The following is a 24,216-nucleotide window of genomic DNA, read 5'->3' as shown; positions in this document are numbered from 1 at the left end:
TTCACGGCTCTTCGCCCGCCAGCATTCGAAGCCCCTGCAGTTTGTCCTGTGCGATCGGGATACCGAACCGTTCGGCCACCGAACGGTTCGCAAACCGTCGTGCGCCTGGCAACCGGTCTTGGCCGGCATCGATCAGCTGAGTGCAGAGATGGGCAAGACGCGCTTCAAAGTTCGTCGAACCGCCCCAATTCCCATCGATCACGATCAGGAGCTGTCCCGCCTTCGGGGTCTGCGCACCCGGGAAGCCGGTGAAGTCATTTTCGAACGAGAACTGTCCGCTCGTGATCGCTCCAGCGAGAATCTCTACGAACAAGGCGATCGACGAGCCCTTGTAGCCGCCGAAGGTGTTCAATGCCCCGCCGGCTAAAATCGCGAGAGGGTCAGTGGTGTGGTTGCCTTCGCGGTCAACCCCTGTTCCATCTGGAACCGGTTTTCCAGCGAGGGCATGCAGCCGGATCTCGCCGTTCGCCATCACGCTGGTGGCCTGGTCGACGACCAGCGGCTCTGCATTCTCCACCGGCACGGCAAACGCAATGGGGTTGGTTCCGTAGACCGCCTGCCGGCCACCATGAGGCACCACATTCGCAAGCCCGTTGACCGCGGTGATGGCCATGTGGCCCGAAAGCGCGAAGGGTTCGACATCCGGCCACAACGCGCTGAAATGATGGGAATTGCGGATCGCGGCAACGGCTATGCCCGTCTCCCGAACGGCGCTTCTGATCAACGGGTCCGCAGCAGCAAGCGACCGCTGGGCAAAACCGTTGCGCGCATCGATCCGGATGAAAGATGGCCCGAATCGCGTTACATCCGGGACTGCCAGACCATCCACCCATCCCGATTTTAGCGAATCGACATAACCGGGCATGCGGAAAATGCCATGGCTGAGCGCACCGTCCCTTTCGCATGCGGCGCAGTTTTCCGCGAGGATATCGGCAGTCTCCGCGGCTGTGCCATTGTTGACGAAAATCGCTCTCAGGAGCGATTTCAGCTCGTGAAAGCTGATGCGCGTGTCTCGGGTTTCCTTCTTCTTAATCATCGGCGAGGAACCTTCTTAGGCAATTCTCGAGAAGGCGCGAGACATTGTTGTCGTACTTGTTGTGCGAAAGGCTCCCGCAGAATGTGATTGAGCCGACGGCAAACAGACCGCCGCCCGTTTCAGACTTCCCGTAGACGATATTGGCGCTTATGCCGCCATGTTCCCGCGCCGTCCCCTCGAACACGCCCGGCAGGAGAAGTTCTTCGAACGTCGTGTGGAACGACGGTCCATGGCCTTCCGAGAAGGCGACGACGGTCGCGAAATCGGGGGTGCCGAGATCAGTCGCGGCCTGATCGATCTCGAAACCGGCAGCGCCACCGCCGGACAATCCGAAGTCGCCGATACGCTCATTGGGCGAAATACCTTCGAAAAGAAATGCAAGATCGTCCCGGTAGGAGGCGGCGGTGCGAACGTAGTACGAGCCTTCGAATCCGCCCTCGGCTGTAAAGCCAACTCCCGCCACTTTCTGGGGCGCAATTCCATTGCGCCGCCACAGGCCGCCATACTCTCCGTCAAGCTGGTGGTAGTATTCGCCCGGCTGGCTCGCCCATACCCGCATACCGCCCTCGGCACGCCGAACCTCGATCAGATGGGGCATGTCGTCGTTGCGACCGATCTTCCAATAAAAACCGTTCCCACCGAGGTACATGAGGTTGCCGCCGGCTTCCCGGTAGCCGATCAGCGCCTCCATGGTGCGCTGCGTGTGGTACTCGGGATGGGTCCCCGTCAGGACCACGTCATAGGGTGACAAGGCGGGGAGGCCATCCCGATCAAGGTCCTCATCAGTTATGACATCGAAGGCGAAACCCTTTTCCTCGAGCCAATCCGTCAAATGCGAATCCGCCGGGAAGTGGCGCATGCCCGAACCGTTCGGATCGAAGTAGATGAGATATTGAGGACGCATCGTCAGCACGGGGCGATGGCGCGACGACAGGCTCACGCCGGTTCCGTCGGGATGGCGGCTGTAGGTGGAATATCCATAGGCCCTCACTTGGTCGGGATTGTGCGGATAGGCCTTCCAGGCGGCGACCCTTTCCGCGAGTTCGCCGGCAAAATTACCGCGAGCGAAGTTCGCATAGGCCATGTAGGTGAATGTCGGCGCCAGGAATACGATCCTCTGCCGTTCTGTTCTTTCCCACGGGACGACATAGAACGGGATCGTGTCCTTGCCGACACCGTTGTCGATCTCAAGTCCATACACCCCCGAGCGCATTCCCTCGGGCACGTCGATCCGGATTGTCGATTCCCAACCACAATCGCTGAGGTCATCGGAATGAAAGCTGATCGCCGCATATTCATCCGGTGCCTGCTTCCAATCCTGATTCCGGCCGGACCATTCCGACGATCTGACCGCGCGGGTCGGCATGTTGATCAGGAAAAGCCATCTCCCCTTCCCCTTCTTGTCTTCCACCCGGGTGTCGCGCGCGTCTCCACCGAAATTCCAGCTGGCGATGACCTCCCACGCCGGTTCTTCTGCCGATCCCTTTACACTCAGCGCTGGGCCTTCGAGAGAACCATTGAAGGCCTGCTCAGGGTGTCCCCGCCACAAAGCGGCAAAGCAGATATGATCGGCGCCGGCCAGTGCCCGGCTCGTGACGTGCGAAAAGCTGACATGTTTTGCGTCACCGCCCCAATGCGAATCCCTCGAGACGGTAACCGAGAAGCCGTCCAGATCGAAAGCCACTTCGAGGCGAGACCAATGATCCTTGGCCAGGCCGACACCGATATCAAAGGTTTGGTCCATTCCCAGCTGCTGGAGAAACAGCATGTTGCCCCGGATAACCACGGCCACTCCTGCAGTCCCATCGGCATTCTGCACGGAAAAGAGGGTCTGCGCGAAATCGGAATGGAACGTCGGCTTTACCATCAGCGCGACCTTGATCGCGGCACGATCGCGTAAGTCTGGAATGGCGCCGAACGCGCAGGAGCCGAGATAGGCCCGTTGTTCCGAGGCAGGATATCGTGCGGCAAGGCCGAAATCGGCCGCCTCAATCTTGATGCCAGGCCGGCCGGGTTCGGATCGCAGCTGATCAAACGAAATGCACGCGCAACGACAGAACGGTTGTCGTGTGAGGAGACTTTGAACTCCAAAGTACCGCCGGGCGCGGCGCTCAGCGGCGTAACGTAGCCAATCAGTCCCGGTATTTTTTGCCCGCTCATCGCTCACAGTCCCGTATTGCACGCCTCATATAGAATATCGTATACGATTACGAGTCAAGACAGGCAAACTCATATCGTATATAAGCTACGTTATGCGATACGCCTCGCTTGCGGGCGACTGCCGATCATGGAGTGACCATTGCCGCTAAAAGCCCAGAACTTGCCATCCCTCGGCAGCACGCCGCCAACTTCCGATATTATCGCCAAATATATCCGCGAGGCGATTGTCACCGGCGTCCTGGATGAAGACGAACCCATCCGCCAGGATGACATCGCCAAGCTATTTGACGTCAGCAAAATCCCTGTTCGGGAAGCCCTCAAGCGGCTGGAAGCCGAAGGCCTCGTCGAGTTTCAACGCAATCGCGGCGCCGTCGTAACGAGCATCACCGAACCGGAGATTGCTGAAATCTTTGAAGTCAGAGGGATGCTGGAAGCAAATGCGCTGAAACTCTCGATCCCTCGGATGACCGAGCGCACGTTCCAGCGCGCCGAAGAGTATTGCGATGAATTCGCGCGCGAGACCGACGTCGCGCGATGGGCGGAACTGAACTGGCAGTTCCACTCGTGTCTCTATGAGGACGCCGACAAGCCTTTCCTGCTCAATCTCATCCGGTCCGTGAACGATCGGATCGAACGTTACCTCCGCATTCAGTTGACCCTGTCAGGTGGGACGGGAGTGGATGACCGAGAGCATCGGCAAATACTTGCCGCGTGCCGGGAGCGAGATGTGGCAATGGCGACGGAACTGCTCGTTGCCCACATCACCAAGGCGTGCGAGTCCCTCTTGAGCAATCTTCCGAAAGTGAGGGGCCGCAAATAACTGTTGGCCATGGCTGATGAGGTGGACCAATTGGCTCCCATCACTCGCCGGCAGCTCGGGAAAATAATGAGCGCACCAGGCGCCGGCAGCAACGCTGCCACAGCCCGTTCGCGCGCGGCTTGACCGGTTAAAAGCCTCGTCTCGGAGGATCAGCATCGCGACGGCTAACGGCCGGGGTCCGGGAAGCCTAGGCCCGGCAAGCCGCTCCGCTCGACCGCGGCATCGCACCGAAGGCATTCAGGCTCTCCGTCACCTGCCCGCCCGGACCAGCGACCGGGCGATGTCGATGATGTCGTCGCGGGCGGCGGTCGGATCGTCTTTGGACCAGGCAACTCCAAGACCGATGCGGAAGTCGATACCCCTCACCTTCCTGAGCTCGAAATTGCGGTTGGGAAGATCCAGCGTCCATTCCGGCGCAAAGCCGATGCCAAGACCGGCCGACACCAGTGACACCAGTGAGAAGGTGTCGTCACAAGTGTAGGCGACGCTGTTCGACAGATCGTGCTCCTCGAACTTTTCAGCAAAGTAGCGCTCGGTGAAGGACAGGTTTTGACGCGAGAACGAGATGATCTTCTCACCCTTCAGATCCTCGATGCCGATCTCGCCTCTAGCAAGCAGCGCGCTGTTCTTCTCCACCGCCAGAAGGTAGCGCTCGTGCGCAATCGAGAAGAACCGGAGCGAGCCGATGTTTTCGACCGGGCGGATGAAGCCGAGATTGATCTGGCCGTTCTCCAGCCCGCGGATGATGTCGTTGGTCGAGCCGCTGGATATATGCAGCTCGATGTCGGGATACTTGCGGCCAATGCGGGCCAGGAACGCCGGCAGCAGACCGATCGTTGCCGGATAGACCGTGCCGATCCGGATCTTGCGCCTCGCCTTGCCGGCAACCGAGCGCACCACCTCGGCCGACAGATCGACATCGCCCAATATCCGCACACAGCGATCGTAGTAGATCTCCCCTGCCCTGGTCAGTTCGACCTTTCTCGTCGAGCGCTCCAGCAGGCGAACGCCGAGTTCCTTTTCCAGCGACTGGATCTGACAGCTCAAGGCCGGCTGGGCGATATGCACCCGGGCTGCCGCCCGACCGAAATGCAGCTCCTCGGCAACCGCCACGAAATAGCTCAGCTGGCGAAGTTCCATAGCGGCCCTCACAAAGCAGCATCGCCGCCCCACGCCAATGATGCGCGTATGAGGCGAACGAAAATTGATCGCCTGCAACTTTTAACATCTTTTCGTATAGAATAGCCAGTTATTTAATTCGACGCGCAATGGTCATGTGACGCCATGACACCGCGCGAGCTCTTGGCCTGGAATGTTCGGAAATTGAGGGTCAAGCGTGGCCTCTCACAAGAACGCCTTGCGCTTGAGGCGCAGCTGGAACGCGTGTCAATCTCCCAACTTGAGCGCAAGCAGGTCAATCTCGGCGTCGACTCTCTGGGGAAGATAGCAACGGTGCTCGAATGTGAGGTTTTCGAACTGTTCAATCTGCCGCAGGAGGGCGAGGAAGAACCTTCAAACCTCCCCCGTGGACGCAAGGGATAAGACCGAGCATTTCGACCCGGGTTTCAGTCGATACATTATGCGATCCTAGACGCACAAAACAGGAGCACTCGCTGCGACGGGCCGGTCGATCAGCGTCTCCCATGCCCGCGCAATGGACCCCCGGTGTACGGATTGTGCGCTCCCGACGTTAGGCCAATCCGCCTCGGTCGACCAACCTCCGGTAGCCACGGCCATGTCTGCCATCTTCATTCGCGGCGCCGAACCGCCCAGAAGAAAGGTTTCGCCTACCCCGAAAATGCGGGAAGCGGACCGGGTGTCCCGCTCCGCTTCGCTAACCTGACAGGGACTCGAACCCGGTGGCACCAAAAATCCATTGCCACGAGAGCCAGGGGGTTTACTTATACAACGAAAATCGACTTCGGGCCACTCCTTAGACAGTGCGCGTCAGATTGTTCTGGTCGATGAGCGGCCAGGATGGCGTCACCTTCCAGTTGCGGATGCCGGCCGGCCCCTCAATCAGGTTTTCGCGAAACACCCACAGGTGCGGATCCTCGCCGAACGGGACGACCGAGACCAGACGAATGCCCATCGTGGCCATGGAGATCCGGTTTTCCGCCACCAGGACCTGGTGCCCGATGAAGCCCCAAATGCGGATGCCCTGCGCAAAGTACCTAATGAAGTTCGGTCGGCTCGACAGCGCCATCTCGTTGCCTCGGATGCGCAGGGTGTCGACGTTGCCGATCATCATGCCGTAGCCGGCATAGGCTTCTGCGCTGGGCGCCATCAACTCCATCCGGTTGTCGTCGATCGACACCGATCTGGACCGGACGTTCGAGCTGCGCATATGGCTCACCGCCACCCGCACCCCCACCTGGAAAGCGCGGATCGCATTGCCCCGGATCGCGACATTGTCCATCCGGCGTCCGCCGCAGACGATGCCCTGCGCCCCCAGGCTGACCGAATTCTCCCCGAGGCCCTTAAGCCAGTTCTGAACCGAACCCAATCCGGCTCGGAGCTCCTTGTCCTCCAACACCTTCTTCGCCAAGGCATAGCTGAGCCCCAGGAGCTCGTCCGCGTTTGCGATCTTGGTGGCCGAGCCGCTGCGGGAAATCAGCGTGGTCCAGTCCTTCTGACTGAAGGCGCTGTCGAAGGCGACGACCTGTCCGTTCGCCTCAACCACAACCTGGCGCTGTGCACCCGACCCCCCGTCGAACCGCTGCACGACCGGATCGCTCGAGACGAGTAACGTGGTGCGCACCTTCGGATTGTCGAGCCCCTGATCGTTGGTACCGAACGAGTCCCCCACCCGCTTCAGCTGCTTGCGGAAGACCGGCATCCTGTCGGGGTCCTCAGCGACGGAGGCGACGAGACCCTGCGCCCAGCGGCTGAACGTGTCCTGGTTCCTGAGGTCCGCCGCCGCGGGCGGGTTCATGGCGACCAATTCGTCCCAGTCCTTCTGCGACACCGGACTGTTGAAGGTCATGCGCCATTCCTTGGCAGCAATTTCCTTGAAGCCGGTGCCCCGGCCGACATTGCCTTTCACGGGCCGGGAAATGAGGTGCTTTGCAGTCGTCGCCACCCAGACCTTGTCGGAGAGGAACGCGCCGATGTTGAGCGAGCCCTTGCCCGACTTGGCCGTCAGGAGATTGCTAGACACGTCGACGTCGACGGCGTCGGTCACGACGATCCCCTCCTGAAGGTTGCCGACCGTCAGGCTGTTGCCGGTGATCCGCACCGATTGCGTGACCCTCAGGGTCTTCAGCGTCTCGCTGTAGCCCCGGACCGTCACGCAGGCGCGCTCCGTCGAGGTGCCGCCGCCGCAACTGAGGGTGCAGCCATGGACCTCGACCTCGTCGCAGTGACCGAAGTCCAGCGTGCCCTGACGGTGCGTCTTCAGGCCGGCGTCGACGGCGGTATTCCCGTCGGGAGTTGCGAGTTCCAACCCGCTTACCGCGACGCTGGCGCATGCCTCGAAGGCGAGCGCAGCCTCGGTGCGGTTGGCCACGATCCGGACGGTCCCGGGCCCGGCGCCGCTGATCCGGATATGACCCAGACCGCTCATACGCACGGTGCGCGCGGTGGTGTAGGTACCGCGGGCGAAACAGATCGAAGCGTTCTCGCTCGGCTGCAGCCCCTCCAGTCGCGCCACCCAGTCCTCGCCCGGCTGAATGACAATGGTGGTGCAGCCGGAATGCTGGAGCCCCGCCAGCGCCTCAATGGCCTTCTGCACCGTATTGGCTTGGCCGAGTGCGGGCGTGTTGGCCGGATCGAAGCTGATGTGGGTCGCACGCGAAAGCGTGGCGTTGAAGGCGATCGGCGCATGGGTCGGGGTTCCCGCCGCATCCAGCCGCTGGGCAACGGCACGCTGGACCTGGACCGTACTATCGAGGTTCCAGTTGACCGACGCCACCCCGGTGTCATCGGTGGTGGCCTGCTGGGTCGGTTGGCCGTTGCCGAACCGCCCGGCGCCCTCCACCACGGTGAAGCGGATCGTCTCGCCCTTGACCGGCTTGTGACCGCGCACAACGGCCACGGAGAGTTCCTTTGGCAGGGATACCAAGGCGGCGACATTCAGCGGATCGTCGAGGGCTTCCTGCCCGTCACCGCCGGCGTAAAGCACCTGTTTGGCCTTGATGATCGGCGGGAAAAGCGGCCGGCAATCTTCAGTCACCGTCCAGGCGCCGGCTCCGTCGAGCGTCAGCCAGGCCAGCGCGGCATAGTTGCGCCGCGGTCCCTCGGCAGGCTTCGACATCGGTTCGCCCGTGGCGGGGTTGCGTGGCCACTCAATATCCCCAGACACGGCGCGCCCCGGAATGTTCCAGTGATCACCGCTTTGGTACTGGCCGACCCCGAAGCGGACCTGGACGCCATTCTCCAGATCGACCCAATCGGCCGTCGCATTGTCCAATTGCACCGGAAGCCCGCCTTCCCAGCGGGTCACGAATGCCGCGGCCGGAAGCTTGGCGGTGTCGGGAAGTCCGTTGCTGAGCAGCGGCGCGAGCGTCAGCGGATCGCGCAATTCGGCGAGCGAAACGCGCTGCCCGATCACCTCGTCGATTCGTGCAAAGAAGCCCGGCGCCTGGCCGTAGATCGCCGCCTGATCGCGGATTTCGATCCAGTCGCCGGCCTTCAGGGCCGTCATCTCATCGCGGCCGATGCTTTCCACCACCAGCACGCCCGCATCGATCTCGCGATATCGGGTCCGGTAAATGGCGTTCTCGCGCGACCATTTGTAGAACGCCGTGGTTTCGTCGCCGCTCCGATGGATTTCGACGCGGAAGAGCAGGTTGTCGAGGCTGCGGTACCCCGCGGCAGGCGGCAGGGTGCAGGCTCCGGCGCTTAGGTCCGAGAGCTCGGCCCGCGCGCGCATCTCGCCCGGCGCATGCTCAGCCAGGACGGGATCGAACCCCATGGACAGCGCCGGGCAGGTGAGATCGGCCGCCTGATATCCAAGCGCCAGCAGAGCCGTGCGCGAGACCAGCACGACCTGCCAGATCGTCCGATCGCGATAGGCGGTGTCAGGCCCGTCGAAAGCCACTTCACGCAACAGCGGATCGTCAAGCGCGGTCACGGCGAGATCTGTGGACTTGAGCACGGCCAGGTAATCACCGGCCACATCGGGAAGCGGCACACCGGCACCGTAAGGCTGGCGCGAATAATTTGCCGGCCGGAACGCGACGGTTACCGCGTCGCCAAGGGCGGGCGTGGTCCGGAAGGTCCGTACACCGTTGGCATCCTGGGCGAAATTGCGCACTTTGACGAAGCCGGTCAGGCCGGCCGGGTCAGTGCTCAGCACGTCGTCATCCGCCAGCTGCAGACCATCGTCGATCCGCCAGAGCGCGTTTCCGCCGGTGCCTGACTGACGCGTCAGCGTATAGGCGGTGGGCCAGCGCACCACATGGCGCACACCCGCCACGTATCCGGTGCCCGGGGTGATCACCAGCGTTCCGGTTCCTGCATCCGGGAGCAGTCCGAAGCCCGCATCCTCCTCCGGAAAGCCCGCGGGCCCGATGATATCGGCCGCGGCCTCCCGATCGGAGGCGCGCAGGATGTCGCCCTGTTCGTTCCAGTCGGCATCGGCAAACAGGCGGCCCTGCTGCATCCTCACAAGGCTGAAATCCTTGGCACGATCGAAGGTCTTTCTCGAAATATCGCCGGTCATGGCAGGCCTCCTAAGTCATGTAGATGAAGCCCGGGACAAGGCCGAATGGCGCGAATTCCTCGACGGCATCGCGAATGTTGGCACGGCGGGCGGGATCGCGGTTGGCATAACCCACACCCATTTCCATGCCATCCTCGGCCCCTTCGAGGATGGCGATGGGGGTGCGTAGGCTCAGAAGTCCGAATTCAGGATCCTGGAAACGGGTCGAGACAAAGACCGGGCGCGGCTTGGGATCGTCGCTGGCACGCGGCATGCAGCGGTAGCGGCGCGGTAAAACAGAAGTCTCGTCGGCATAGCAGAAGCGGACGCAGCCAGTCTGCCGATGTTCGACCGTGATCCGCCCGGTCAGGATGCTGTTTTCCGCCTGCAGGCTGCGGCAGTTGGTGCGGCCAAAGACGGTGCTGCCGCTGCAGCTCATGTCCATCAAGGGTACGCGCAGGACCATGACGCCGGCCCCGGCCCCACCGCCGCCGGCGATCTGATCCTCGCCGATGATCGACCGGGTGATCTCGATTCCGCCCGTCGCCTGCGGCAGGTCCACCTTGCCGACAATGCAGCGGTCCATCACCAAGCTCATCCTCGCGTTCTCGGTGGTGGCGCGCACTGAACGGTCCAGTGCCGCGCCCGAGGCTCCGATCGTGCAATTGTAAAGCCTGAGTGCCCCCAGATCGCCTCCAGGCCGGGCCGTAAGATTGCCACTGATCACCAGACCGTCGATCACCAATGAGCCAGCCGGGTCATCGGCGGCATCCGCCGCGTCAATCATCACCGGCGCCAGAACCAGCGGGCGGCGGTGCATCGGTGACAGCTGGCCCGGAATGCGGCGTCGCACTCCGCCCGGCTCCTCCACCATCGGCCAAGCCGCGGCAACGATGGCGAGCGTCGCGCCTTTCGGCAGCGTGATTGCATGGGTCGCGTTCAGCGCCTCGGCATAGGTGGCGTTGTCCATCACCGCGATGATCCCGCGCGCGCCCTCGGCGGTCTGGGCGTTCCAGCGGTCCACCGCGTCGCGCAGGCTGGCGACCACCGGCCCACCCTGGAGCGGGTCGTCGGTCACATGGCTTGCCACCTTGGTCACGCCGATCTGCCAGGGCGGCGCTTCGCCGGGGATGACGAGGTCGGGAAGCCATTTCTCGCGGCTGGACCGCCGGTCATAGGCGCCGCCGCCGATGTCGAAGGGCTGGCCCGTTGCAAAGCCGGTCTCGACCGCCTTGCCCTCGTCCGTGGCGTGCAACGAGATCCGGCCCAGTTCGGGGTCGACCATCACCTCGCCGGCAGTGGCGGGCCGCCGCCACGTGCCGTTCCCGGCCTTTTCCAGATTGCAGCAGAAGAGCTTTTCAGGCGGCACCTCTGCGCCGTCCAGACGCACCCGGAATGGCGGGCTTTTCTCGAACCAGCGGCCCGGAGTGACGCCCTCGCCGCGGGCGGCGTTGAGCGAAGCGAAGACCTCGTCGCGGGTCAGCGGCGCGGGCACCGTGCGCCGGGTCATCCGCGCGGCCACGCTTAGGTCGGCCGCCGGACGGTTGACCAGCGGCATGTCGCGGCCCAACGGATCAAAGGTCACAAGCCCGGGGTCGGCGCATCGGGGCGCGGCACTGCGCCGCCCAGATATCCTGCGCCCGGATTTTCCACCGGCCAGATTGGCGCCGCCACGTTCCGCCAGATGAACAGCCCCAGGTGCGGGATGTTGTAGCGCCCGGCAAAGCCGCCCGGTTGCCCCGCGGCGGGCGAATGCGCCATCGTCGAGAACGGCGACCGGCTAGCGCGGCCGCGCGCGGTGTCACGCAGGTCGGCAAAGGCAGGTGCGTCCGGCCGAACATGATTCATGTGCTGCGAGGTGGCAAGCCGCTGGAAGAACTCCACCGCCACCACCGACCATCCGGACACCTCGCGCGCCACCTGCTCGACCGCCGCGGCAGTGCCTTTGGCCTGCCGGTTGCGCAGCACGTTGGCAATGTATCCGCGCAGAAGCCCTGCCTGATCGGTGCCGATCTCGCGCATCGGACGCGCCCCGACCAGCGCGGCGATATAGGGCAGCGCCCAGGGCTCGCAGGTCTCGACGAACCAGTCGTCGTAGAGCTGGTCGATATCGCGCTCCAAGATGGCCAGCTCCTGCGCCATGATCTCCATTAGCGCCTGAAGCGGGCGACCCTGCTCGGCATCGCGGGTGCGGAAATGGCTGGGCAGCCGCTCGAACAGGTTGCCGGGTGCGCGGTTATACATTTGCGACCTCCATGATCGTCAGGCTGACAGCTGACGGCAGCACGGTCAGCAATTGCGCCGGGGCAAAGTCGTCGCGATGCCCGCGCTGGCCCGGCCCGGTGGCGGGAAGCGACGGCAGCACCGAGGACAGCTCCACGGCAACGGAGCCGGTGGCAGAGCCGTCGAGGAGCACCTCGAGCGCGTCGAGATCGACCGATACGACACCGGCCGCCCGATGCAGCGCCGCAATGACCTCGGCCGCGCTGACCGATTGCGCGAGCTTGCGCGCGTCATAGCCGAAAAGCGCCTCGATCTGCTGGCGCGCCCAGAGCGTTACATCCTCGGAGCGGTAGGCTGGATCGGGATAGATCTTGGCCGTCAGGGCAAAGAACCGGCGCGCATAGGGTTGCAGGATCAGTGGGCGCGAGGGGTCGCGCGCCTTGGCCATCGCATCGGCAAGGTTTGACATCAGCGGATCGCTCGCGGTCAGCTCGGCATCCGCCTCGGGTGCCACGGTGACGTGGATCACCTTGTTCTGTCCCGACCACAGCTCGCGCGCCTGTGCCTTGCCGACGCCGGCAAAGCTGCGCGCGAAATCGGCGTAGTCGGTGAGCGAAACGATACGTCCGAGGGTCTTCACCGTGCCCGGAGCGGTCTCGCGCGCGCTTTCGAGCGTCTCGGGATCGGCCGAGCCCGTCGCTGGCGACGGATTGACGACCGCGCGAACGCCCAAGGGTCGGGTCTTGAGCTGACTGATCGCCTCTTCCGGCACTTCGCCGGCAAGGCCGATTCCGCTTCGATACTCCGCCTTCACGTTCAGCGACCCCGTTGGCAGGCGGCGCCCCGTCTTGCCGTCGCCAAACCGTACATGCGCCTTGCCGTCGTCGGACTGGCGAACCTCGTAGACGGGATCCTCTGGCCCGGCATTGCCGAGCGCAGCCGTTTCCTGCCAGAGCGCGCCATCGACGCGGACCTTCAGTGTCGAGGCCCGACCGGTCTCGTTGGCCGCAGAGACGTAAGTCAGTGGCGGTTTCTTCAGCGTGAAGGTCTGGAAGGTCAGTCGCGCGTCGCCGTTCCCCAAGTCTTCGGCCACGGCCTCGCCATGCGTCGCCAGCGCCACATTTGCATTGATGCGCACGGTCGTGCGGTCATAGGGCCAGGCGGTTTCGCCAGCCAAAAGCAGACGCGTAATGCCGTCGATATGCTGTACCTCGTCGATGATATGGGTCTCGCGGCCGGTGATTCCCTCCGCATCGTTACGCGCGCCCGAAAGCGACACGGGACGTCCGCGTTCGAGATCGAGGTAGAGCCGGTCCAGCTCGACCGAAGTCGACTTGTGTGGCAGCTCCGGCGATAGCGGCACACCGGCAAGCGGAAGGTGCGTGCTGACCGCATGGATCTGAGAACCCCGGAACAGGAAGGAATTATAGATGTTGGTCGAACCGACGTCGCCGAGATCCAGGGTCCCGTCGTTGGCCGTGCGCAAGCCCACACCGGTCGATTTGCCGGTGATTGCGTAATCCGCCCGCGATTCTGCCGCCGCGTGGGTGACCCGCAGGCCGAGGGAGCCGCCCGAAGCGTTCTCGATGATCGCCCAGCCGTTGGGCTGCAACTCCTTCAGTTCGCGGTCGAGGTAGACGTGGGAGAGTCCGTGACTGATGTACGTCTCGCCCTTTCCGTTCATCCAGATCGTGTTGCCTGTGCCGCCGTCCCAGTCATAGGTGTAGGGGCCCTTGTCTTTGTTCCCATCGCTGTCGGTGCCATAGTTCACGGTGGCGTGGAGCGGCGCGGTGTTGCCGAAGAACCCGGAGCTGTCGCGCATGACATGAAGGCCGAGCGCCGGTACTTCGCCGTTATCCTTTTCAGGCGGCGGCAGAACCAACAGACGCACCAGCGTCATGATCTTGGCGCGCTGCCAGGATTGGGATTGCACCAGCGCCGAGAGCCCGTCGCCCGACCAGGTCTTGCCGCGCACATGCGTTTCAATTGCCTGGGTGCCGAGCGCGATACGCGTCGAAGGCATGATGCCGATCAGCAGTTTCGCCAGCCGGAAGGGCGGCGCGCGGCGCACCTTCTCAGGCGCGGTGCCGCTGCGCGTCAGCACGACTTTCGTCAGACCGAAGGCCCGGTCCTCGGTGACCGAAATGACGCGCATCGGCATGGCGGTGACCGGCGCTCCATCCTCGACCGCCTGCGCCACCGCCAGCATCCTGGTACCCTTACGCAGGTTGAGCCCCACCCCCGCCAGGCAGACCTCGTTCACCGGCAGCGCGTAGAGCACCGGGTCGATCTCAGCATTCGTCTCGTGGTCCTCGATCCGCTTGCTGAGCGCCGCCGGCAGATCGAGCCGCCGGGTCATCGGATGGTAGTGCTCCAGGTCCCCTTCGGCCGCGATGGTGACGAGGTCGGGATCGGCCAGCGTGGCATCGTCGAAGGAATTGTCCAGATCGAAAAGGTAGAGCGTGCCGTTGGCGGCGTCCTCGTCCTGCCCGAGATTGTTGTAGAGCACCAGGTTCTGAGGACGCTCGGTTCGGGCGTGAATGTCGTTCCATTCGGCGCGCGCGGTGATTTCCTCGACCGTTTCGAAGATCTGGGGCAGCTTGCCCTTCTCGTGGGGGATCGACATCGCTTGCACGCCGGTGCCGATCCGAACCACGCGGTAGGGGTTGTCCGAATCCTCAACCGAAAACGCCAGATGCGCGCTGGACGCCACGCCGGGAGCCAGCTCGTAACCGATCATCCGCGCCAGTTCGAGCACGGACCGGCGCTGGGTGGCGGTGCCAATAAACCCCTCGTTGGCGATGCGCTCCGAATAGAACGACACCACGTCGCAGGCCATGGCCCAGGCATCCAGCAGGCTGATCGTCGGATCCCGCAGATCGCGCGTCCGCAGCGCCTCGAGCGGCTGAAGCTCGGTACCTGTCTCGGGGTCCGTCACCCCATGCCGCGGCAGAAGGCGCAGCATCCGCGCCAGCGCCTCCGGCTGGGTGGTGATCCGGTAATCCACCTGCGAAAGCCCGGCGCGGTTGGCGGGGCGATGCGGGCCGAGGTCGGTGCCGCCGCAGGGCGAGATCTTGTCGCGCGTCGCCATGATCAGCGCCCTCCTTCCACAATGAAGCGGACCCGGCCGTTCTCGGGACGGCTGGGATCGTTGTCGAGCCGGGCGATCTCGGCGCTGGCGATCGGCAGGATCGCCGCAGCGGCGTAGTCGACCCCGGGCTGATCCATCCGGGCGAAGCGGCCCACCGCTGTGTTGTTTTCGTCGGTAGTGCCAATAAAGGATACACCATCGACCCGCATCGCCCGGGCAATCATCGGCGACAGCGCCACGTCCGCCCCGAATTCCAGGACATCGGGATGGAAGAGTCCCTGCGTTCCATCCGGCAGATCACGGTCAGAAAAGAGCGCCAGGAGGTCGCGGTTGATGTCCGATGCATAGGCATCCGGCGCAGCGCAGACAAAGAGGATGATGTCGAGCGGCACGAAGACCGGCGAGACGATTTCCAGATCGTGGCCGGCCAGCCGGTGATCTTCGATGAAGGCGCGCAACTCGGCCTCCACCGCGGCATCCACCTCGCCGCCGCCGACCAGGTCGAGCGCCAGCGTGACCGTATGCCAGCTGCCGGTCCAACGGCGGCGGCCGAAGGCTCGGGCGACGCGGGGATGGCGGGCGGCAACCTCGGCGTAGTCGGCCGCAGTGACCGCACGGCGCGATACGCGGAAGGCCTGCGGAGCGGCGACATGCACGGCCGTGCGCGGTTCGGCCACGGTGCCGCCGGCCGCGGGTACGAGATTGTCCAGCGCGACGATGCCGCTGCCGTCGCCGGTCACCACATGGGCGATCGCGCCGGCCCCGATGTTGCCGCGCAAGCCGCCGCCGTGACGGATGCGCGCGACGAAGGCGGCACCCTCGGTCGGGCGGCGGCCCAGCACCCCGTCGCCGAAGCGTACATAGGCCGCCCCCGGCGCGGTGCCCGGCTCGACCACCACATGTGGCGCGAAACGTTCCGACGTCAAAAGATCCGGCACCGTCGTCCAGATCTCGCCATCTCCGACGAGTGCTACCTGCGCCACCGGTTCGGCCATCGGCGACAGCAACGAGGCTGCCGAGGCCCTGCGTGCACCCTCCGGATCGAAAGGCGCCGCGCGCACGACCTGCTCGGCCGCCAGCCGGTAGCGCAGCACCTGACCCGGTCCGTCATCCGGCAGAAGGCCACCGGCAGGGAACGTTTCCAGCAAGATCTCGTCCTCGGGCGCGGGGGCGCCGTGATCCACGGTGCGGCCTTCGTCGATCAGCAGAACGTTGCCACGCGCCACCGACATCGGCGCGCCATTGAGCGTCCCGATGGGCATAGCGAACCTCAGCGCGTCCTCGGCGAACCAGCGCACCTCGGTCAGGGCAAGGCCGAAGATCGGGTCGCTGGCCAGCGTGGGATCTTCCGACAGGCGCACGACCTGACGGTGGGTCGGATCGGGCGGATCCTCGGCGCTGCCGCCAAAGGGAATGCGCTCCTCCAGGACCAGAAGGTCGCCGGCCGCCAGGTCGAGATCGCCGGGGGCTTTGGTCAGAAAAGCCGAGGTTGCGCCCTTGGTGAGACAGCAGCCCTCGTCGCCCCAATCGTGGAACCCCACATCGTTGCGCGCCACGCGCAGGGACTTCAGCGGTTCCAACGCCTCGAACACGACCGACCCACGGCGGATCATGTCTTCGAACAGCTCGGTGTCCGGTGCCAGAACGGCCGGCGGCGCCTGTCCCCGGGCCTCGGGGCGGGTCAGGAGCCGCGTGCCGCGCGCAATCACATCCGGCGCGCCGTCCCGGTCGAGGCCTGCCGTCACCGCGACGGCCGTCCGCGCATTGCTGCCCTCCCCCGGGCGATAGCCCAGCAGCCGCGCGTGGCGCACCAGCGACTGTCGAAAGCGTGTGCGCTCGAAGAACGCCTCTGTACCCATGGCGTCCTGAAACCAGCTCGCCTTGTCGGCGGCATCGGCCAGCACCTCGACCAGCGTCACGCCCAGGTCCGCCGGATTGCGCTCGGTCCAGTCGGCCATGGTGGCGGACATGCGGTCGAGCATCATCGTGCGAAAACCAGAGAAATCGCGGGTAAGGTAGTCGGTCGGCGGCCCCTGAGGGCGCGCGGAAGCGGGCAGCGCGGGGTCGACGCAATCAAAATCCGAGGGGCATTCGACCTTGAAGGAGAAGTTCACGCTCGCCAGCTGGCGATCCATATTGGCGGGCGGCGCGGCGTTCACCGGCCCTTGCCGCAGCGACAGCACGTAGGGCGAGAAATCCCCGGCCTGGTCCAGCGTCAGCCGCTGGGTCAGCCCATCCGATTGCAGCGCCAACGACAGCACTTTGATGCCCTTAATCCGCGTTCCGCCGGTGACGGCGAAATTGTCCTCGTTCAAGGCCGCGACGCCGTCGGGCTTGAGGAAAGTGACGTCGAGCAGTTTCTGCGCCATACCCGCCGGTGCGCCGCTGTCCAGCACCTCGACGAAGTCGATGCCGTTGATCTCAAGCCCGCCGCCCATGTCGGCGTTGCTGTCCAGAACCCTCTGGCGGCGCAGCGACGTGCCGCAATGGCATCTGCACTCCGTCATATCGCGCCCTCCACCACGGCGCGGCGTACCTCGTCGTCGCCGAGCCGGCTGTAGACCACCGTGACCCGCAACTGGTTGTCCACCGCCTCAGCCCGCACGCCGCGCAGTTCGATCACCTCAACCAGCCATTGCTGAAGCGCGCCCTGGACCAGGTGCTGGACCGCGGCGGCAATCTCGGGCGCGTTCTCGGAGAACAGCATCTCGTGCAGCCCGGCACCAAACTCGGGCCGGTTCAGGCGCTCGCCCCGGCGAGTGAACAGCACCTGTTCGATCATGTCGCGGATCTGCTGGTCGCGGTCAGCCTCGGCCGTGGTTCCGGCGGCCGAGATCCTGTAGGGGAACGAAAACCAGGTCATATTGCCAGGACCTTGGTCTGCGGCGAGGACCAGACCACCGGACCGTTGGGGATCTGGCCGCTTTTGCACAGGTCGCCGGGATTGAGCAGCAGAACCGGCGTGCCGCCCGATTGCACCTTGGTGGCAGCCTTGGTGAACTCGGCAACGAGGCAGGGCTGGGGTTTGGGCTCGGGCGTGGTGAAAGGGCAGCCGGCGATCGTGCCCTTGTCGCCCATAAGAGCCGCGGGCGTCCCGTCGATCAGGAGCTTCGAGCCGGTCGCCGCGATCGTGACCGGGATGGAATGCGGGCAGGTGGCGACGGTTCCCTGCGTGACGATTGGCGTGGTCATGGCAGCACCTTCAAATTTCCGTTGTTGATCGTGACGCCATCGGCGCCAAGCTTGACCGTCGCGCCGGAAAAGCTCAGCTCCATGGCGTCGCCCGGCCTTCAGTACGGCCTCGCCCGTGGCCGTGGTCACGCTGAGCGTGAGTCCCGCCAAGCCCGGCGCGTCGAGCACCTCCAGCGTGAAATTGTCCCCCGCCCAGACCCGCGTCAGCGCCTGCGTCGGCCCCATCGCGGCCGGCGTGTCTCCGGCGTCCCAGAACCCGCCCGACCAGATCGGATAGTCCGGATCTCCACGCTCGAACTCGACCCAGACATTGGCTCCAGACGGCGGGATGGCGAAGAAGCCAACGCCCGGCCCAGCGCCGGGCAGACATGGCATGGCCCAAGCGAGCGTGCCATCCCCCATAACGTCCGCCACGCTGACCTGAACCCGACCAAGGCCCAGCGGGTCGATGTTGAGCTCAACCTTGCCGCGGTACTTGCCGAAGAATTTTTCGTCCTCGCAGCTCATATCGGCGATACCTCCGGTGCGACCGCGGGCAGGATCGGGTAGAGCCCGTCGCGCTGAAGTGCGAACGTCTGGGTGTAGGATCCGGGCTTGAGGACGTGCCTGACTTCGGACACCGTATAGGTTCCGTTGTAGATCATCCCTAGGCCGCGGATCGCGACCGCGTAGTAGGGTTTGAGCACCGCGTTGTAGCGCGTGTTATCGATGGTGCCGGTGACCTCCAGCACCCTCTCGGCCGGCTCGTTCACCTCGGCCATCAGACGCGCGAGTACCTGCGCGGTATTGAGGCCCGAGGTCTCGATCTCCTTGGTCTTGGTATTGCCGATCTGCGTCAGCGCTTCGGACAGGGCCGACATCGGCGTGTTGGTCGAGGTGGGGATTTCCAGTGGCACGACCTGCCCGGTCGACCGGTCATGCACCTTGGCGCGCGCGGCCGTCAGGGCCTCGCCGTCGTGGTTGACCGTGACATCGTAGGCATCCGACATCGGCCCCAGGTTGACCGAGATCGGCTTCTGCGGCAGCCCCGGGCGCGGCACTGGGCCGAAGTAGAGCTGGCTGATCCCGGGCACCGGGCCGGGATCGATGAACACCTTGTAGCCGTGGCGCTTGGCCATCTTCTTGGCATAGGCGAGGTCCGTACAGGTCTGCTGCGGCGTGCGGTCGACCGGGATTGGCGGGTCGATCACCGGCGGCGGCATGATCACCGGGATCACGCCATAGGTGGCGTATTGCAGCGCCATGGCATTCATGATGACGGTTTCGTCCTGGGCCGGGTGTTGGACGCGTTTCTGCTCGCGGTCCATGACGAAGGTCAGGTCGCGGCCCAGCATCAGGTACTTACCTTCATTCGAGCCTTCGCCGGGAATGTACTGGGTCTTGGTCACCACTCCGTCGAAGATCGGCGTCGGCACCACCCCGTTCCAGACGACGACCACCACCCGCGCGCCACGCTGGAACCGCGGATCATCCACGAACGGCGGACCAAACGCGCCAAGCGGACCCTCACGCCCGGCCAGCAGCGTGATCTTGAAGCCCGAGTCCTTCTTCATCGCCTGGCGCACTTCGATCTCTTCGATCGCCTCCATCGCCTCAAGCGGCGCCGGCAGCACGACGGCCTCCTTGCCCAGAAGCAGCGTGGCGCGAATGCCGAGGATGTTGCCGAAGGCGCTCACGTGGTCCTGCCTCCCCTCGCATCAGGCATCGGAATGGCCAGTGGAGTACCGGGTACCTCGGTCAGTTGGTCGGGATGCGCGGCGGAATTGGCGTTGGCGATCATCCACCAGGCGGTCGCCTGGCCATAGGTCTGTGCGGCGATGATATCGGCGCGGTCGCTGTCGGTGATGCGATGCTGACGCGCCACGGTGTGGTCTTCAGGATGCGGCAGGATCGGCGGAACGATGTGGCGCACCATGCGGCCGTCGGGCCGGGTGAACTCGACCTCCGTGGCGGTGGCGTATCGGCTTGTCGCTGTGATCATCGCTCAGATCTCCAGATTGCCCGCCACATCGGCGATGTTGTTGACGCTGGCGACGGTCGCCAGCGTCTCTTTGACCACCTGGTGGGTCAGGAAGGCCCAATAGCCCGGGTTGGTCATCGACAGATCGTTGTAGGTCAGCACCTTCATCGAGACCGCGACATCGGCGCGGATCGGGTTCAGCGCCGGATCGTGCGCGGTCTCGGTGATCGAAAGGCTTTCGATCTTGACCGGCACCACCCGCTTCCAGCCGTAGATGAACAGCGTCAGCGGCGCGGCGGGCGGCACCACTTCCATGGTGCCTGCCAGCATCAGCGCCTGGTTGATCGCGACGGCGATGGTTTTGGGGTAGACCATCATCTCGATCGCGGCGAGGTAACCCGAGATGCCACCGCCAAGCGGTCCGTTCTCGCCCTCTTCCATCTGGTCGATCAGGTCCATCTTGAGGTTGGCGCTGATCGTCTCGGAGGGAGGCCCGGCCAACCGCAGCGGCTCGGCCCTACCGCCGCCCGCCTGGCTGTAGTTCGGCGCGATCGACCGGGTGATCTGTTCGGGGTTGTACTGGAAGATCGCCACCGAAGAGAGCGGGTTGAAGAGGTCGAGGCCGACGAGGGCGCCCTTCTGGACCTGAGGGGAGATGGTGAGACCGGTCATCGCTGGCTCCGATCCGGCGCGTCGGCCGTGAAATCACTGAAATGCATCTTTGGGATCCGTCTCATCTGTCAGCACTCAGCTTTGCAATGAACCAATCGTGACCCGCTGGGTTGATCTCGATTTCCTCACCATTCTTCGTCAGGACATAGGGGCCGTCCGGCAGGTACTTGATCCAGTCGCCCGATTTCAGACGCCCCACCTCGATGACCTTGATCTTGATCGGCAGCGGCCCGAAGGTCCGCAAATCCGACATCTGGACGTAGAGGTAGACGTCGAACAGGGTCTTGGCGTTGCCCGGCCCGTGCGCAAAGCCGCCGCTGGGTCCGGGCAGGATGGTGTGATAGGCCGTCACCGTTTCGGTCTGTCCGGCGATTTGACCGCGGCGGATCGACTGGGCCGACTGCCCGCCGGATCCGCCCTGAGCATCGCTGCCGCCGGTCGATCCGCTGCCCGGCTTCTGCCCTGGCGCCTTGTCCTCGGGTTTTTCCTTTGCCTGGTCAGGGGGGGCCGCGTCGGGGGCGGGTTTCTTGTCTGCCGGTGGGCTGCCTTTGGCCGGCGGCGGATTGATGCTCTCAGGCGGATCCCAGACTTCGGGGGTACCTGGAGGAGGAGGCGCTTCGGGTTCGAGCAGCTTGCGGAACTCTTCCGGCAGCTTGCTGCGGTCGACCTTGCCGGAGCTGTCGACGACCCCGGTACCCAGACGGCCATGATCGCGGATTTCCTTCTCGGTCGCTCGGCGCTCGTTCATGCTTGGCGGGAAGCCGGGCGGCGGCTTTGACAGATCGCTGCCACCGCGTCCGCTGCCCGGATTGTCGATGTCCTCGCACGGAACCTCGGACGCATCAGGCAGATCGGGCGCATCGCCGATATGATCGCAAAGCAGAGGTTTCACCTCGGGCGGCAGGACCTCCTTGAGGTTTTTGCGGATCGTCTCGGCGATTTCCTTCGGCAGGTTCTGGATGATCGCCCGGCCGAGGATGAACTCCTTGATCAAATCCTGCGCGACACAGGAGCCCAGCAGGTGCGACAGAAGATACTCGCTGGGCGAGACGTCGAAGAGCGAAAGGATGTAGTCGACACCGGCAACAACACAGGAAATTCCCACTGTCTCAAGCCCGCCAGCCACACAGGAGGCCATGCGGGCGACATTGAAAACATGCCGGGCGATACTGATCAAAGTCTTGGCAGCTTCCCAGGTGTCCATCACGGTTTCATAGATACTGCCGAACCGGGTCTTGATCGCTTCGGCCGCCTCTTCGACCTTGGCTTCGATCTTTTCTGAGATTTCCTGGTACTTCTTGATGATGTCGCCTTCGACCGTATCGGTGTAGTTGCTGAAGTCGGCGCCGATCATCGACTTCATCACCGACTTGAACCCCTCCTCGACGCAGTCGACCAGATAGGCGCCAACCTGCGGCAGCATGATCTTGATGATGGCTCCGAAGATCACGCCTCCGACCTTCATGATCGCCTTGCCGATCTTCCCGCCACTGGTGCGCTTCTTCGCACCGGTCAGGAACGCTTCGAACTTGGTCTTCAGCCGGTGGTAGATGTTGAGCGCCTTGATGAACGTCGCACCGAAGGTCTTGCGCATTGCCCCGAGCATCCGCCCGGAGCGTCCTTCCATAAGCTCGGCGCGGTTGTATTCGGATTGCGCTGCGGTCAGCGCGGTCGTGTTCTGCACGGGCCGCGAGCCGTCCGGCCCGGTGCCGCCCAGAAGCTTGACCGTGTTCTGGATCGCGGTATCAAAGGCCAGCTTGGCGATGTCCGCTTTTCCGGTCCCCGTCTTGATGTTGGTGTAATCGGCGAAGGTCCTGGTGAAGGTCTTCTGCTTCTCCTTCCAGGTGTTGTATTGCGCCTGGAACGGATCCTCCTGCGGCGGCAGCGGCTTCTTCGGCTTCTTGGGCTGGACATGGGGCGCAGCATGGCGCAGCGGCATCACCAGCTTCTTGCCCGTCGGCGACGCGATCATCTGATCATAGAGCGTCTGGCTGGCATTGGTCAGCTTGTCGCGCCGGTTGGACCGAGACGTGCTGTCGTCCTGCTCCTTGATCTGGTCCGGCCAGAAGACATACTCCCACAGAAATTTGGCGCCGCTCTTCTGCCGGTAATAGGACTTCCCGGTATAGGTGAACCCGGTGACGTTCTCGTACTTGTCATGACCCAGGATCGTCTTGCTATACTTGCTGAGGCGCAGCTTCAACGCGCTTTCCAGAGGGATGAAATCGCCGGTACTGGCCGAGCTGGTCATCTTCGCAGCCGTGAAGTTGGTCTTGGCCAGCGAATTGTTCCGCGACGACCCGGTCCAGGAGCCGGCAGGCGCGGTGCCGTTCTTGACGGCCTCGCTCTGTTCCACCGTCTTGTTGTAGTGCCGGGCGGCCTCCTTGAATCCGGTGGCGTAATCGTCGACCTGTTTTTCCGCACCGCTCATGCGATCCTTGTCGCCGGCAAATTTCACGTCGCCGATCTCGTAGCTGTTGGGCGCATCAGCTGCGGATCGGATGAAGTCGGTGGTTCCCCAGCGCGGGCTCGATTCGCTGCTGTATTTCTCGTAGCCTCCTCCCGGCCTCAGGGTGGCTCCGCCGATGTGAAGCGCCTTTTTCGCGTGGTAGCCGAGGCTCTTGGCTACGATGTTCTTGCCGCCGTCCGACACGACATACCACGGCAGGGCGGTCGGGCTGCCGGTGCCAGTACCGGTTCCGGTGCCAGTTCCGGTGCCAGTGCCAGTATAAGGCGCGAACCGAAGACCCCAGAGCTTATTGGGATCAGAGAGAACCAGGTCGGCATAGCCGAACCCGTCTTCCACAGCGCCCTTGTCGCGCTGCGCGTTGGGCACTGAGACCTCGCCCATGAGTTTGGCGTTCTTCTTGACCGCGTCGGCAACAACAAGGTCGTGGGTGCTGGCGGTCTTGTTGGGATCCTCTCCGAAGTAGAGCGTTTCGCTGATGATTTCGGAGGGTACGCGGCGCACCCTTGGGCGCACCTCACCCGGCTGGGTCTGTTGCAGGACGTGCGCCAACTCGTGCGCCATGGTAAAGGACGGCGCTTCCGCCTCGTTTCGCCCCAGCCAGACATGATTGCGGAAGGTAAAGGCGCGCGACGAGATGCTGTCATTCAGCGCGTCCGAGGCGCTGCCGCGGTGGATGCGCACGGCCGAAAGGTCGCGGCCCATGCGGCTTTCGAAGAAGTCGCGGGTTTGATGCGAGAGGGCGCTGCCGCCGGACTCGAGCCGACCGGCCGAAGCGGCGATGTGTTCGGTACCCGCGGCGGCGCCGGGCCGCATCCGCGGCATCTCGGCCAGGTCGTGCAACGTTTCGCGTTCAAGCAGCGGCGCCGGCGCGCGCTGCACCGTCGCCCCGGCCCGGCGCGGCATGACCGGCATCTCCTCGTCGGCGGCGCTGCAGGCGGCGCATTTGCG

16 protein-coding genes are annotated in these 24,216 nt (G+C 64.1%); 2 read left to right on the top strand and 14 right to left on the bottom strand.

Annotated elements, in window-relative coordinates:
• Position 1: 1 nt before the first annotated feature.
• Positions 2-1,036 carry an Ldh family oxidoreductase gene (locus BKP54_RS32680; RefSeq protein ID WP_084815543.1) on the bottom strand — a complete coding sequence of 345 codons (1,035 nt, stop codon included), beginning with the start codon at positions 1,034-1,036 and terminating at the stop codon, positions 2-4.
• Complete coding sequence (locus BKP54_RS32675) at positions 1,029-2,780, bottom strand: N,N-dimethylformamidase beta subunit family domain-containing protein (protein WP_210190580.1); 1,752 nt, start codon at positions 2,778-2,780, stop codon at positions 1,029-1,031. The genes BKP54_RS32680 and BKP54_RS32675 overlap by 8 nt, the downstream gene beginning before the upstream one ends.
• Before the next feature lie 555 nt (positions 2,781-3,335).
• Between BKP54_RS32675 and BKP54_RS32670 the strand changes: the two genes are divergently transcribed.
• A complete protein-coding gene (locus tag BKP54_RS32670; RefSeq protein WP_084815542.1) occupies positions 3,336-4,016 on the top strand; it encodes a GntR family transcriptional regulator in 681 nt (226 codons plus the stop codon).
• A gap of 249 nt (positions 4,017-4,265) precedes the next feature.
• Here BKP54_RS32670 and BKP54_RS32665 read toward each other — a convergent pair whose 3' ends face one another.
• Positions 4,266-5,156, bottom strand: coding sequence for a LysR family transcriptional regulator (locus tag BKP54_RS32665; protein WP_084815541.1), 891 nt, complete (start codon positions 5,154-5,156; stop codon positions 4,266-4,268).
• A 144-nt stretch (positions 5,157-5,300) separates the two neighbouring features.
• On the opposite strand from BKP54_RS32665, the gene BKP54_RS32660 reads away from it, so the two are divergent.
• Entirely contained in the window at positions 5,301-5,558 is a 258-nt protein-coding gene (locus BKP54_RS32660) for a helix-turn-helix transcriptional regulator (RefSeq protein ID WP_084815540.1), read from the top strand.
• Positions 5,559-5,949: 391 nt separating this feature from the next.
• Here the strand turns inward: BKP54_RS32660 and BKP54_RS32655 are convergent, their stop codons facing one another.
• The 11 genes from BKP54_RS32655 to BKP54_RS32600 all read right to left on the bottom strand — a co-directional run.
• Positions 5,950-9,681 (bottom strand): DUF6519 domain-containing protein, encoded by a 3,732-nt coding sequence (locus tag BKP54_RS32655; protein WP_084815539.1) that lies wholly within the window; start codon positions 9,679-9,681, stop codon positions 5,950-5,952.
• 10 nt (positions 9,682-9,691) lie between these two features.
• Positions 9,692-11,218 (bottom strand): hypothetical protein, encoded by a 1,527-nt coding sequence (locus tag BKP54_RS32650; RefSeq protein ID WP_128090557.1) that lies wholly within the window; start codon positions 11,216-11,218, stop codon positions 9,692-9,694.
• 23 nt (positions 11,219-11,241) lie between these two features.
• A complete protein-coding gene (locus BKP54_RS32645; RefSeq protein ID WP_084815537.1) occupies positions 11,242-11,904 on the bottom strand; it encodes a phage tail protein in 663 nt (220 codons plus the stop codon).
• Positions 11,897-14,974, bottom strand: a complete 3,078-nt coding sequence (locus tag BKP54_RS32640) for a putative baseplate assembly protein (RefSeq protein ID WP_084815536.1) — start codon at positions 14,972-14,974, stop codon at positions 11,897-11,899. Before BKP54_RS32640 ends, BKP54_RS32645 begins: the two co-directional genes overlap by 8 nt.
• 2 nt (positions 14,975-14,976) lie before the next feature.
• Positions 14,977-17,481 carry a hypothetical protein gene (locus BKP54_RS32635; RefSeq protein ID WP_084815535.1) on the bottom strand — a complete coding sequence of 835 codons (2,505 nt, stop codon included), beginning with the start codon at positions 17,479-17,481 and terminating at the stop codon, positions 14,977-14,979.
• On the bottom strand, positions 17,478-17,837 hold the full coding sequence (locus BKP54_RS32630; protein WP_084815534.1) for a GPW/gp25 family protein: 360 nt from the start codon (positions 17,835-17,837) through the stop codon (positions 17,478-17,480). The genes BKP54_RS32635 and BKP54_RS32630 overlap by 4 nt, the downstream gene beginning before the upstream one ends.
• Positions 17,834-18,673: a phage baseplate assembly protein V gene (locus BKP54_RS36220; RefSeq protein WP_198956900.1), complete on the bottom strand. Its 840-nt coding sequence runs from the start codon at positions 18,671-18,673 to the stop codon at positions 17,834-17,836. Before BKP54_RS36220 ends, BKP54_RS32630 begins: the two co-directional genes overlap by 4 nt.
• On the bottom strand, positions 18,670-19,842 hold the full coding sequence (locus tag BKP54_RS32615; protein WP_084815532.1) for a hypothetical protein: 1,173 nt from the start codon (positions 19,840-19,842) through the stop codon (positions 18,670-18,672). Before BKP54_RS32615 ends, BKP54_RS36220 begins: the two co-directional genes overlap by 4 nt.
• Positions 19,839-20,147, bottom strand: coding sequence for a hypothetical protein (locus BKP54_RS32610; protein ID WP_084815531.1), 309 nt, complete (start codon positions 20,145-20,147; stop codon positions 19,839-19,841). The genes BKP54_RS32615 and BKP54_RS32610 overlap by 4 nt, the downstream gene beginning before the upstream one ends.
• Before the next feature lie 3 nt (positions 20,148-20,150).
• Positions 20,151-20,798: a hypothetical protein gene (locus tag BKP54_RS32605; protein WP_084815530.1), complete on the bottom strand. Its 648-nt coding sequence runs from the start codon at positions 20,796-20,798 to the stop codon at positions 20,151-20,153.
• A 61-nt stretch (positions 20,799-20,859) separates the two neighbouring features.
• The coding region (locus BKP54_RS32600; RefSeq protein WP_128090556.1) for a DUF4157 domain-containing protein at positions 20,860-24,216 on the bottom strand (3,357 nt) is incomplete at its 5' end.

The sequence above is a fragment of the Ensifer sp. 1H6 genome (genome assembly GCF_001976035.1).
GTDB classification, from domain to species: domain Bacteria; phylum Pseudomonadota; class Alphaproteobacteria; order Rhizobiales; family Rhizobiaceae; genus Ensifer; species Ensifer canadensis.
The sequence above is the reverse complement of the archived record's forward strand: the minus strand, read 5'-3'. Positions and strand labels throughout refer to the sequence as shown.

Coding starts and splice junctions, on each gene's coding strand:
- BKP54_RS32680 (WP_084815543.1), bottom strand. CDS start 1,036: ATGATTAAGAAGAAGGAAACCCGAGACACGCGCATCAGCTTTCACGAG.
- BKP54_RS32675 (WP_210190580.1), bottom strand. CDS start 2,780: ATGGACCAAACCTTTGATATCGGTGTCGGCCTGGCCAAGGATCATTGG.
- BKP54_RS32665 (WP_084815541.1), bottom strand. CDS start 5,156: ATGGAACTTCGCCAGCTGAGCTATTTCGTGGCGGTTGCCGAGGAGCTG.
- BKP54_RS32660 (WP_084815540.1), top strand. CDS start 5,301: ATGACACCGCGCGAGCTCTTGGCCTGGAATGTTCGGAAATTGAGGGTC.
- BKP54_RS32655 (WP_084815539.1), bottom strand. CDS start 9,681: ATGACCGGCGATATTTCGAGAAAGACCTTCGATCGTGCCAAGGATTTC.
- BKP54_RS32650 (WP_128090557.1), bottom strand. CDS start 11,218: ATGCCGCTGGTCAACCGTCCGGCGGCCGACCTAAGCGTGGCCGCGCGG.
- BKP54_RS32645 (WP_084815537.1), bottom strand. CDS start 11,904: ATGTATAACCGCGCACCCGGCAACCTGTTCGAGCGGCTGCCCAGCCAT.
- BKP54_RS32640 (WP_084815536.1), bottom strand. CDS start 14,974: ATGGCGACGCGCGACAAGATCTCGCCCTGCGGCGGCACCGACCTCGGC.
- BKP54_RS32635 (WP_084815535.1), bottom strand. CDS start 17,481: ATGACGGAGTGCAGATGCCATTGCGGCACGTCGCTGCGCCGCCAGAGG.
- BKP54_RS32630 (WP_084815534.1), bottom strand. CDS start 17,837: ATGACCTGGTTTTCGTTCCCCTACAGGATCTCGGCCGCCGGAACCACG.
- BKP54_RS36220 (WP_198956900.1), bottom strand. CDS start 18,673: ATGAGCTGCGAGGACGAAAAATTCTTCGGCAAGTACCGCGGCAAGGTT.
- BKP54_RS32610 (WP_084815531.1), bottom strand. CDS start 20,147: ATGATCACAGCGACAAGCCGATACGCCACCGCCACGGAGGTCGAGTTC.
- BKP54_RS32605 (WP_084815530.1), bottom strand. CDS start 20,798: ATGACCGGTCTCACCATCTCCCCTCAGGTCCAGAAGGGCGCCCTCGTC.